At 49.3% G+C, this 12,056-nt stretch carries 7 protein-coding genes, 2 tRNA genes, 3 rRNA genes and 1 pseudogene; 1 reads left to right on the top strand and 12 read right to left on the bottom strand.

Features of this window, described 5'->3' with window-relative positions; genetic code table 11:
• Positions 1 to 26 precede the first annotated feature (26 nt).
• The 5 genes from H4O27_RS03920 to rluD all read right to left on the bottom strand — a co-directional run bounded on the left by H4O27_RS03920 (position 27) and on the right by rluD (position 4,254).
• On the bottom strand, positions 27 to 446 hold the full coding sequence (locus H4O27_RS03920; RefSeq protein WP_165009436.1) for a hypothetical protein: 420 nt from the start codon (positions 444 to 446) through the stop codon (positions 27 to 29).
• A gap of 151 nt (positions 447 to 597) precedes the next feature.
• Complete coding sequence (gene holA, locus H4O27_RS03915; RefSeq protein ID WP_165009438.1) at positions 598 to 1,599, bottom strand: DNA polymerase III subunit delta; 1,002 nt, start codon at positions 1,597 to 1,599, stop codon at positions 598 to 600.
• On the bottom strand, positions 1,600 to 2,079 hold the full coding sequence (locus H4O27_RS03910) for an LPS-assembly lipoprotein LptE (RefSeq protein ID WP_165009440.1): 480 nt from the start codon (positions 2,077 to 2,079) through the stop codon (positions 1,600 to 1,602).
• A gap of 195 nt (positions 2,080 to 2,274) precedes the next feature.
• Positions 2,275 to 3,051, bottom strand: coding sequence for a peptidoglycan editing factor PgeF (pgeF, locus tag H4O27_RS03905; protein ID WP_165009442.1), 777 nt, complete (start codon positions 3,049 to 3,051; stop codon positions 2,275 to 2,277).
• Positions 3,052 to 3,129: 78 nt separating this feature from the next.
• Entirely contained in the window at positions 3,130 to 4,254 is a 1,125-nt protein-coding gene (gene rluD, locus H4O27_RS03900; RefSeq protein ID WP_165009444.1) for a 23S rRNA pseudouridine(1911/1915/1917) synthase RluD, read from the bottom strand.
• Here rluD and H4O27_RS03895 point away from each other — a divergent pair.
• Positions 4,253 to 5,056 (top strand): outer membrane protein assembly factor BamD, encoded by an 804-nt coding sequence (locus H4O27_RS03895; RefSeq protein ID WP_165009446.1) that lies wholly within the window; start codon positions 4,253 to 4,255, stop codon positions 5,054 to 5,056. The genes rluD and H4O27_RS03895 overlap by 2 nt on opposite strands.
• Before the next feature lie 90 nt (positions 5,057 to 5,146).
• On the opposite strand, the pseudogene H4O27_RS03890 reads toward H4O27_RS03895, so the two are convergent.
• The 7 genes and pseudogenes from H4O27_RS03890 to H4O27_RS03860 form a co-directional block, all read right to left on the bottom strand.
• Positions 5,147 to 5,752: pseudogene (locus H4O27_RS03890) on the bottom strand (IS1595 family transposase).
• A 367-nt stretch (positions 5,753 to 6,119) separates the two neighbouring features.
• Complete coding sequence (locus tag H4O27_RS03885; protein WP_165008812.1) at positions 6,120 to 6,407, bottom strand: ComEA family DNA-binding protein; 288 nt, start codon at positions 6,405 to 6,407, stop codon at positions 6,120 to 6,122.
• 193 nt (positions 6,408 to 6,600) lie between these two features.
• Positions 6,601 to 6,714, bottom strand: a 5S ribosomal RNA gene (gene rrf / locus H4O27_RS03880).
• 120 nt (positions 6,715 to 6,834) lie between these two features.
• A 23S ribosomal RNA gene (locus H4O27_RS03875) occupies positions 6,835 to 9,722 on the bottom strand.
• 424 nt (positions 9,723 to 10,146) lie between these two features.
• Positions 10,147 to 10,222 (bottom strand) — tRNA-Ala (locus H4O27_RS03870).
• An 11-nt stretch (positions 10,223 to 10,233) separates the two neighbouring features.
• A tRNA-Ile gene (locus H4O27_RS03865) sits at positions 10,234 to 10,310 on the bottom strand.
• A gap of 132 nt (positions 10,311 to 10,442) precedes the next feature.
• Positions 10,443 to 11,983: ribosomal RNA gene (locus tag H4O27_RS03860) — 16S ribosomal RNA — on the bottom strand.
• Together the 16S, 23S and 5S rRNA genes with 2 tRNA genes alongside form the textbook arrangement of a ribosomal RNA operon.
• Between the last annotated feature and the right edge of the window lie 73 nt (positions 11,984 to 12,056).

Raw genomic sequence — 12,056 nt, 5'->3', positions numbered from 1 at the left:
ATTCAGACGGCCTGCCGGTTAAAAAATCAACGGTGCGGGCGCTTTTGGCCTTTGGCTTGTTGCATCGCCATTTGGTTCATTTCCTGACGGGTCGGGCGTTTTTTAAACATGGCATGCGCTTCGTCAACCGAGCATTTTTGCGACAGACAAATCAGCGTAATCGCATCTTTTTGTGCTTGGCCGCCACGGTGGTACATGCGGCGTAAGTTGGCTTCGTTGATGCGGCCTTTTTCAGGGTCGATATCGAATTTTTTCAGGCGCTCGATAAATTGGCGTTGCTGGCGGCGCGAAGTCCACACGAAACCGCCGGCAGCGGCTACCATAATCACGATGGCAATCAAAATTGCAAGCGGCCATGAATCAACGATTAACACCAACAGCAGGCTCAAAACGGCGGTGGCCAGAATCATCAGGCCGGCTAAGCGGATTTTTGCTTTTGTATCCATGAATTGTGTTTCCTTAAAACGGTTTGAGGCCGTCTGAAAAAATTCCGTTGAGCTTTTCAGACGGCCTTGGAATGATTTAACGCTATTTTACAGTATTTTCAGACTTACGGGGAAGATTGGCTGCTTTTTCATTCGGACGGACTGCCCGGCTTCACACTGCCAAGCCCATCACCAATTGTTTAAATTCCGCCCATGCGTCGCCTTCTTCCGCGCCTTTAATCATACGGTCGATTTTGGCACAAGTTTGCAGCGCATCCAGCAGCCGGCTGATGGAAATGCGGTTGGCGGCAATAGGTGCCAACGTTTGTTTTTCGCCCCACAGGCGCAAGCTGTTGCGCAGCGATTGGATATTCTGCCCTTGTTTTAAAGCGGCGGTCAGTCGAATCAGCGTGCGGATGTCTTCAGCCACCGCCCACAGCAGCAATACCGGTTCTTCACTATCGGCCTCCAAACCATCGAGCAAACGCGCCACGCGTTGTGCATCGCCCTTCATCCAGGCACCTGCCAGTTGGAACACATCAAAACGCGCCACATTGGCCACCGCCGCTTCGGCATCAGCCATGTTCAGCAGATGGCCTTTCGGGTGCAGCAAGGCCAGCTTGTCGATTTCCTGCCTGGCGGCCAGTAGATTGCCTTCAACGCGTTCGGCAAACAAAGCCAGCGCATCGTTTTCAATTTCCAAGCCCCATTTTTTCAGACGGCCTCGAATCCATGCGGGCAAGGCAGCGGCACCCACCGCTTTGGCCTCCAGCATCACGCCGTTTGCCGCCAGCGCACCAAACCATTTGGCTTGCGTTTGCGATTTTTCCAACTTGGGCAGCATGATGACGGTGACGGTATCTTCGGGCAATTGCCGGGCAAAATACTGCAGCGCTTCGCCGCCGTTTTTGCCCGGTTTGCCGTTGGGAATATGCAATTCGAGCAATTTTAAATCGGCGAACAAACCCATGCTGCCCGCCGATTGCAACCACTCATCCCAATCAAAATTGTTTTCGGCGGTATGCACTTCGCGGTTGAGATAGCCCTGCCGACGCGCGGCCGTGCGCAAGGTATCGAGCGCTTCAATCCGCAATAAATCTTCTTCGCCATGAACCACATACAGCGGTTTGAGCGGCATATCGGCGCTAAGCTGCTCGATATTCATCGCCGCCATTTACTGCGCCGCTTTCAAAAAGGTCAGTCGGCGGACAATTTGGTCGGCGGCATCAGTGCGCATTTCCGACCAGATGGTTTGTTCCTCTTCGGCTTTACCCAACACTTCGCTGTCGGCGTAATCCATGGTGCGGCGTACCACCACGCTCATCGGTTCGCCCACCAGCTCGCCGTTGCGTGTCGCTTGCGCATCCACGCGCAACATCAGCAGATATTCATTGATGTCGGCAGCACGGGTAATGGTGTAAATATCGCGGCGGGTTTCGATGTGGGTCACATTCACCGCCATTTGCGCCTGCTCCATACCGACCGGACGGCCGTCTGAACGGCGCAGGGAGTTTTCCAAAGCCTGTTGCAGTGCACCGCCGTTGACATACCAATTTTGATACGGCAGCGGCTGCGATGTACCGGCCGTGCCTTTCAAATGGAAACCGCAGGAAGCCAACAGCAATACAGCGGTGGTCAGGATGATTTTCTTCATATCAGGCTTTCGTTTTCAAGACGGGAATAGCTGGATTATAGCGGATTATCAGGCCGTCTGAAATCGTTAGGCTTCAGACGGCCTGATGAGTTTTAGGGTATACATGAGATTTTATGTAATCTTATTAAATCTAGGCCGTCTGAAAAGCAATAACCTTTTCAGACGGCCTCGCAATGGTTTCGACTTATTAAAACACTATACATCATTATCCAGCCAAATTAAGCTCACCATGCGCCCGGTTTGCCCATCACGGCGGTAAGAGAAAAAACTGTCACGCTCTAACACGGTACAATGTTCACCGCCATAAATCATGCCCACGCCTTCGTGCTGCAATACCATTCGCGCCAAAGCATACATATCGGCCAGATATTTGCCGCCACCGATGGATTCAAACGCGCTTTCGGCGGCGGGCATTTGTGCGGCAAACGCATCAAATACGTCCTGTCCCACTTCAAAGGCTTCCGGTCCGATCGCCGGCCCCAAATAAGCCATGATTTCTAAAGGCGCTACTTGCATGGCGCGCACGGTATTTTGCAAAATGCCCCCTGCCAAACCGCGCCAACCGGCATGTGCCGCTGCCACAACCGTACCTGCCTTATCGCAAAACAAAACCGGCAAGCAATCGGCGGTCATGCTGGCGCAAGCAGTTTGGCCGGTGGTATCGACGCTGGCATCGGCATCGATAAGTGTTGCCAACGCATCAGTCGCGTTCACCACGATATCGCTGTGAATTTGGTTGAGATAGGCAACAGGCAGACCGGTTTGGTTTTGTACGATTTCGCGGTTGCGCGCCACATACTCGGGATTATCGCCGACATGCGCCCCGACATTCAGGCTGTGAAACGGCGCTTTGCTCACCCCGCCGTTGCGCGTGGTGATTAAGGTTTTCACATTGGCAGGCGCAGGCCAATCGGCGGTGAGAAAAGTTTTGTTTTGTGCTTTAATGCCTAACGTTTCACTTAAGGTTTTCATGCGCCTCCTTTTTTCAGACGGCCTGTGTCTCATTAATAGGCCGTCTGAACATTATTCTCGTACATAAACAACTTCAACTTATTCTCGTACATAAACGACTTCAACATCGTAATCGTCTTCGTTCCAATCATCGTTGTCATCACTATCAAGCTTTTCCTGCCATTCTTCTTCATGGCTCAAAGAAGAATCCAATCCGGCTTCCAAGCGTAAAATCGAAAGCAGATGGTAAATATCGTCCGGCAACGGCGCTTCAAACGACACGGTTTTATTTGTTTTCGGATGGATAAAACTCAAACGGTAAGCGTGCAAGGCTTGGCGTGCGCCCAAAGCCTTTACTGCTTCTTTCACGCCTTCGCTGCACGGATGGCGCGGATTGCCGTAAACCGGATCAGCCGCCAGTGGATGATTGGCTTCGCGCATATGCACACGGATTTGGTGGGTACGGCCGGTTTCCAAAGCACATTCGATATAGCTGTGAGACAAATAGCGTTCCAGCACTTTTACATGGGTCACAGCCGGTTTGCCGCCGTATTTTACCACCGCCATTTTCAAGCGGTTGTGCGGATCGCGGCCGATTAAAGTGTCGATTTTACCGTCAAACGGCACCAGGCCATTGGCTACGGCGCGGTAAATGCGTTTTACCGTGCGTGCCTGAAGCTGCTGCACCAAAGAAGTTTGCGCCGGTAAATTCTTCGCCACCACCATCAAGCCGCTGGTTTCTTTGTCGAGACGGTGAACAATCCCTGCGCGGGGTACTTGGCTTAATTCTGGACAATGTGCAAGCAAACCGTTTAACAGCGTGCCCGTCCAGTTGCCCGCTGCGGGATGCACCACCAAGCCGGCAGGTTTGTTGATAACAATCACGGTATCGTCTTCGTAAACAATATCCAAATTCATCGCTTCAGGGGTGAACGCCAGATTTTCTTCTCTCGGACGCACGGTAACTGTGATAAACTCTCCGCCAATCATTTTCGCTTTCGGTTGGGCCGGTTTGCCGTTTACCATGACATCACCGTCTTTAATCCAAGTGGCCAAGCGGCTGCGCGAATAATCGGGCATGAGTTTGGCCAGTGCCGCGTCCAAACGCAATCCGGCCATCTCGACAGAAACGGTCAATTTAACACAACTTTCTGCTTCAGGGACTGCCGCAAAATCTAAATCATCGCTATAATCAGCTTCATTATCAAAGGAAGTATTCTGCATGAAAAAAATTCTTTTATTAGTTTCTTTAAGTTTGGCACTCAGCGCATGTGCCAATAAAGGCACCATCGATAAAGACGCTCAAATTACTCAGGATTGGAGTGTGGAACAGCTTTATGCTGAAGCACAGGATGAATTGAACAGCAACAATTATACGCGAGCCATCAAGTTATATGAACTGCTCGAATCACGTTTCCCTAATGGTCGCTACGCGCAGCAATCTCAATTAGACACAGCCTACGCATACTATAAAGATGATGAGCCTGAAAAAGCCTTGGCCGCTATCGACCGCTTCCAACGCCATCACCCGCAGCATCCGAACATGGATTATGCCTTATATTTAAAAGGCTTGGTATTGTTTAATGAAGATCAGTCTTTCTTAAATAAATTGGCGTCACAAGACTGGTCCGACCGCGACCCTAAAGCCAACCGTGATGCCTACCATGCTTTTGCACAACTGGTAGAACGCTATCCGAACAGTAAATATGCGCCTGATGCCACTTCACGCATGACCAAATTGGTTGACGCATTGGGCGGCAACGAAATTGCAGTTGCCCGTTATTACATGAAACGCGGCGCATACGTTGCAGCCATTAACCGCGCACAAAAAATTGTTCAACAATACCAAAATACACGTTATGTTGAAGAATCTTTAGCCATGATGGAACTGGCCTATAAGAAACTGGAAAAACCGCAACTGGCTCAAGATACCCGTCGTATTTTGCAGCAAAACTTCCCGGAAAGCCCTTTCTTAACCCATGAATGGCGCAATGGCGACATGCCTTGGTGGCGTTATTGGAAGTGATGTATCGATACAAAAAATCAGCCTGAATATTTCAGGCTGATTTTTTTTGATGTGTATTTACTAAAAGAAAGGGGCTGACGTAGATTAGCCCTAAACACCACACCAAATTCGCAGAATTTTTAACTGCTCTTTTGGTGTGCCAAAATTAAAACGAAATTCGCATTCTTTCAAGAATAAGGGAAAAGATTTACGGTCAATTCCGTTGTATTTTCTCAGAACACGTTTTGCTTGGTTCCGGAAATTCCCAATGCCGTTAATGTGGTTTTGACGCTCTGCAAAAATCTGTGAATGATTGATGCGGTAATGAATAAATTCGCTCACATCAAGCACATCACAGCTTTTGTAACACAGTTCGTATAAACAATACTATCAGGCATGATTTTTCTTTTAACAACAGGTAGTAAAGTATCTTGTTTGGTGTTTTCAACCACAACGGTCCTTGCCATTGCGTTTTAAAATACCAAAAACAGCCGCTTTACCGGCTGCACCACGACCGCGTTTACCCTTGCGTTGTCCGCCAAAATAGCTTTCGTCCAGCTCAATAGAGCTGTCAAAAACTTCGTCTGCTTGAAGTGCCAAATGGCAGGCAATCACTTGACGGATTTTGCGGTAAAACAACATAGCACAATTAGGTTGAATACCGAGTATATCCGCTGCTGAACGAGCAGTAACTTCTAATACAAAAAACTGAAGCAACTTTTGCTGTGTAGATTTACTGTGTTGTAATGGGTTATCTTCATTTTTTGAGTGTAACCTAACTGCTAATCTACGTCAGCCCCAAAAGAAAAATGCCGTCTGAAACAGACATAATATAGGAAATCACCTGGTTGTTTATACTTTTTATGCAAAACAGCTTTTATTTTTTGCCTGAACGATTGTTTTAGGATTTTCGGGCGTTATCAAGAACCATGCGGCTTTGCCGTGCCTTTCAGTATTCTTGACAACGCTCGAAAATCCCCAAATGGGTCTTCAGGTAAAAAAGAAAAAATGTAAACAACGATAGGATTTTCTACAACAGACGGCCTACCTCTTACATGCTATGTTACCTGCTGCACTGCCCCTACTACTTTTTAACCACAGGCTGGGCAGCCTTCTTGGCAGGGGCGGCAACCGACGCTTCATTCTTCAATTTCGCAAAAATCCCTTCCCCAATGCCTTTGACGTTTTTCAGTTCGTCCAAAGTCTTAAAGCTGCCATGCTGTTTGCGGTATTCCACAATGGCTTTGGCTTTGGCCGGGCCTACACCCGGCAGTGCCGTCAGTTCGCTTTCGGAAGCGGTGTTGATGTTGACTGCTGCTGCAGAGACGGAAGCGACCAAAGTGGTCAGTGCGCAGAAGATGATTTTTTTCATCGGATTCATACGTTTTCTCCTGAACGTGTTGATAATACCGTAGATTATATTTACCCAATATTAATAATGCAAATTTTCTCTGCCGATTATTTCATGACTGTTTCATCATGACCACGCTTTTATTCAATTACCGCTGCTTTTAACGTATGACGTAAAGAAGCCTCCGACAGGAGTCGGAGGCTTCGGAATGGGTGTTTGGCAGTGACCTACTTTCACATGGAAGAACCACACTATCATCGGCGCTGAGTCGTTTCACGGTCCTGTTCGGGATGGGAAGGCGTGGGACCAACTCGCTATGGCCGCCAAACTTAAACTGTACAAATTGTTAAGCCGTTATGCAGTTTCCTGCAGTTATTTATTGTTTAACCAACTTTTGGTGATGACTGAATCATCAGTAAGCTTTTATCTTTGAAGTCCTTCAAATGATAGAGTCAAGCCTCACGAGCAATTAGTATGGGTTAGCTTCATGCGTTACCGCACTTCCACACCCCACCTATCAACGTCCTGGTCTCGAACGACTCTTTAGGAGGATTAAATCCTCAGGGAAGTCTCATCTTCAGGCGAGTTTCGCGCTTAGATGCTTTCAGCGCTTATCTCTTCCGAACTTAGCTACCCGGCGATGCGACTGGCGTCACAACCGGTACACCAGAGGTTCGTCCACTCCGGTCCTCTCGTACTAGGAGCAGCCCCCGTCAAACTTCCAACGCCCACTGCAGATAGGGACCAAACTGTCTCACGACGTTTTAAACCCAGCTCACGTACCACTTTAAATGGCGAACAGCCATACCCTTGGGACCGACTACAGCCCCAGGATGTGATGAGCCGACATCGAGGTGCCAAACTCCGCCGTCGATATGAACTCTTGGGCGGAATCAGCCTGTTATCCCCGGAGTACCTTTTATCCGTTGAGCGATGGCCCTTCCATACAGAACCACCGGATCACTATGTCCTGCTTTCGCACCTGCTCGACTTGTCGGTCTCGCAGTTAAGCTACCTTTTGCCATTGCACTATCAGTCCGATTTCCGACCGGACCTAGGTAACCTTCGAACTCCTCCGTTACTCTTTGGGAGGAGACCGCCCCAGTCAAACTGCCTACCATGCACGGTCCCCGATCCGGATGACGGACCTGGGTTAGAACCTCAAAGACACCAGGGTGGTATTTCAAGGACGGCTCCACAGAGACTGGCGTCTCTGCTTCTAAGCCTCCCACCTATCCTACACAAGTGACTTCAAAGTCCAATGCAAAGCTACAGTAAAGGTTCACGGGGTCTTTCCGTCTAGCAGCGGGTAGATTGCATCTTCACAACCACTTCAACTTCGCTGAGTCTCGGGAGGAGACAGTGTGGCCATCGTTACGCCATTCGTGCGGGTCGGAACTTACCCGACAAGGAATTTCGCTACCTTAGGACCGTTATAGTTACGGCCGCCGTTTACTGGGGCTTCGATCCGATGCTCTCACATCTTCAATTAACCTTCCAGCACCGGGCAGGCGTCACACCCTATACGTCCACTTTCGTGTTAGCAGAGTGCTGTGTTTTTAATAAACAGTCGCAGCCACCTATTCTCTGCGACCCTCCAATGCTTACAGAGCAAGTCTTTCACATCGAAGGGCATACCTTCTCCCGAAGTTACGGTATCAATTTGCCGAGTTCCTTCTCCCGAGTTCTCTCAAGCGCCTTAGAATTCTCATCCTGCCCACCTGTGTCGGTTTGCGGTACGGTTCCGATTCAACTGAAGCTTAGTGGCTTTTCCTGGAAGCGTGGTATCGGTTACTTCGTGTCCGTAGACACTCGTCATCACTTCTCGGTGTTATGAAGACCCGGATTTGCCTAAGTCTTCCACCTACCGGCTTAAACAAACTATTCCAACAGTTTGCTAACCTAACCTTCTCCGTCCCCACATCGCATTGAATCAAAGTACAGGAATATTAACCTGTTTCCCATCGACTACGCATTTCTGCCTCGCCTTAGGGGCCGACTCACCCTACGCCGATGAACGTTGCGTAGGAAACCTTGGGCTTTCGGCGAGCGGGCTTTTCACCCGCTTTATCGCTACTCATGTCAACATTCGCACTTCTGATACCTCCAGCACACTTTACAATGCACCTTCTTCGGCCTACAGAACGCTCCCCTACCATACCTTACGGTATCCGCAGCTTCGGTTATAGATTTGAGCCCCGTTACATCTTCCGCGCAGGACGACTCGACCAGTGAGCTATTACGCTTTCTTTAAATGATGGCTGCTTCTAAGCCAACATCCTGGCTGTCTGGGCCTTCCCACTTCGTTTACCACTTAATCTATCATTTGGGACCTTAGCTGGCGGTCTGGGTTGTTTCCCTCTTGACAACGGACGTTAGCACCCGCTGTCTGTCTCCCGAGGAGCAACTTGATGGTATTCTTAGTTTGCCATGGGTTGGTAAGTTGCAATAACCCCCTAGCCATAACAGTGCTTTACCCCCATCAGTCTCATACTCGAGGCACTACCTAAATAGTTTTCGGGGAGAACCAGCTATCTCCGAGTTTGTTTAGCCTTTCACCCCTATCCACAGCTCATCCCCGCATTTTGCAACATGCGTGGGTTCGGACCTCCAGTGCGTGTTACCGCACCTTCATCCTGGCCATGGATAGATCACTCGGTTTCGGGTCTACACCCAGCAACTAGTCGCCCTATTAAGACTCGGTTTCCCTACGCCTCCCCTATCCGGTTAAGCTCGCTACTGAATGTAAGTCGTTGACCCATTATACAAAAGGTACGCAGTCACGGAACAAGTCCGCTCCCACTGTTTGTATGCATCAGGTTTCAGGTTCTGTTTCACTCCCCTCCCGGGGTTCTTTTCGCCTTTCCCTCACGGTACTGGTTCACTATCGGTCGATGATGAGTATTTAGCCTTGGAGGATGGTCCCCCCATATTCAGACAGGATTTCTCGTGTCCCGCCCTACTTGTCGTACGCTTAGTACCATTGATGAAATTTCGAATACGGGACTATCACCCACTATGGTCAAGCTTCCCAGCTTGTTCTTCTATCTCAACAATTATTACGTACAGGCTCCTCCGCGTTCGCTCGCCACTACTTGCGGAATCTCGGTTGATTTCTTTTCCTCCGGGTACTTAGATGGTTCAGTTCTCCGGGTTCGCTTCTCTAAGTCTATGTATTCAACTTAGGATACTGCACTGAATGCAGTGGGTTTCCCCATTCGGATATCGCGGGATCAAAGCTTTATTGCCAGCTCCCCCACGCTTTTCGCAGGCTTACACGTCCTTCGTCGCCTATCATCGCCAAGGCATCCACCTGATGCACTTATTCACTTGACTCTATCATTTCAAGAACCTCTTTGACTTCGCTTTGTTCCCGTTGACTAGGTAACTTGGCTTAAGGTGTTTACTTTGATAAAGCTTACTGCTTTGTTGTGTGTCGCTCCTGCCTTTTGTGTTTCAGGAGCAACTCGATACAATCATCACCCAAATACTGCGGTTTACTTCTTGGTAACGATTAGCCGTTTGCAACTGGCCAATCGTTAAAGTAAACCGACATTGTCTTTGTTTGTTGATTTCGGCTTTCCAATTTGTTAAAGATCGATGCTTTTCAATATTGCTATTGACTTCGCAAATCAAAATGAGCTGGCCATTATATCAGCCTTCTTCTTGCAGTCAAGCTTTTTCAGTCATTAAACAAAAAATCAGCGCTATGCGCTTTTTTATTTAAATTCTGCCAACTGACTTTGATTTGGAAAGTATTTGGTGGAGGCAAACGGGATCGAACCGATGACCCCCTGCTTGCAAAGCAGGTGCTCTACCAACTGAGCTATGCCCCCAGTATGAGTTGTGGTGGGTCTGGGAGGACTTGAACCTCCGACCCCACGCTTATCAAGCGTGTGCTCTAACCAGCTGAGCTACAAACCCAAGGTCGTTATTTTGAAACCGTTTCACCAAACCAGGCCTTATTGCCGATCCGTTACTTTGTTTTCTCAATATCTTCTGCATCTTCTACAGTTTACCGATAAGTGTGAATGCGAGAAGCCTCTTCTTCTCTAGAAAGGAGGTGATCCAGCCGCAGGTTCCCCTACGGCTACCTTGTTACGACTTCACCCCAGTCATGAAGCATACCGTGGTAAGCGGCCTCCTTGCGGTTAGCCTACCTACTTCTGGTATCCCCCACTCCCATGGTGTGACGGGCGGTGTGTACAAGACCCGGGAACGTATTCACCGCAGTATGCTGACCTGCGATTACTAGCGATTCCGACTTCATGCACTCGAGTTGCAGAGTGCAATCCGGACTACGATCGGTTTTGTGAGATTGGCTCCGCCTCGCGGCTTGGCTACCCTCTGTACCGACCATTGTATGACGTGTGAAGCCCTGGTCATAAGGGCCATGAGGACTTGACGTCATCCCCACCTTCCTCCGGCTTGTCACCGGCAGTCTCATTAGAGTGCCCAACTTAATGATGGCAACTAATGACAAGGGTTGCGCTCGTTGCGGGACTTAACCCAACATCTCACGACACGAGCTGACGACAGCCATGCAGCACCTGTGTTACGGTTCCCGAAGGCACTCCTCCGTCTCTGAAGGATTCCGTACATGTCAAGACCAGGTAAGGTTCTTCGCGTTGCATCGAATTAATCCACATCATCCACCGCTTGTGCGGGTCCCCGTCAATTCCTTTGAGTTTTAATCTTGCGACCGTACTCCCCAGGCGGTCAATTTCACGCGTTAGCTACGCTACTAAGCAATCAAGTTGCCCAACAGCTAATTGACATCGTTTAGGGCGTGGACTACCAGGGTATCTAATCCTGTTTGCTACCCACGCTTTCGAGCATGAACGTCAGTGTTATCCCAGGGGGCTGCCTTCGCCATCGGTATTCCTCCACATCTCTACGCATTTCACTGCTACACGTGGAATTCTACCCCCCTCTGACACACTCTAGTCAGCCAGTTCAAAACGCAGTTCCCAGGTTGAGCCCGGGGATTTCACATCTTGCTTAACTAACCGTCTGCGCTCGCTTTACGCCCAGTAATTCCGATTAACGCTCGCACCCTACGTATTACCGCGGCTGCTGGCACGTAGTTAGCCGGTGCTTATTCTTCAGGTACCGTCATAAGTTTATGGTATTAACACAAACCTTTTCTTCCCTGACAAAAGTCCTTTACAACCCGAAGGCCTTCTTCAGACACGCGGCATGGCTGGATCAGGCTTGCGCCCATTGTCCAAAATTCCCCACTGCTGCCTCCCGTAGGAGTCTGGGCCGTGTCTCAGTCCCAGTGTGGCGGATCATCCTCTCAGACCCGCTACTGATCGTCGCCTTGGTAGGCCTTTACCCCACCAACTAGCTAATCAGATATTGGCCGCTCGAATAACGCAAGGCCCGAAGGTCCCCTGCTTTCCTCCTCAGAGCGTATGCGGTATTAGCTAATCTTTCGATTAGTTATCCCCCATTACTCGGTACGTTCCAATATGTTACTCACCCGTTCGCCACTCGCCACCCAAGAAGCAAGCTTCTCTGTGCTGCCGTCCGACTTGCATGTGTAAAGCATGCCGCCAGCGTTCAATCTGAGCCAGGATCAAACTCTTATGTTTAATCTCTAACTTTTTAACTTCTGGTCTGCTTCAAAGAAACTGACAAGTCAATGTTTTAAACATTTGTCTTGTC

Source organism: Neisseria yangbaofengii (genome assembly GCF_014898075.1).
Taxonomy (GTDB): domain Bacteria; phylum Pseudomonadota; class Gammaproteobacteria; order Burkholderiales; family Neisseriaceae; genus Neisseria; species Neisseria yangbaofengii.
This window is presented reverse-complemented; position numbering and strand designations above follow the sequence as displayed.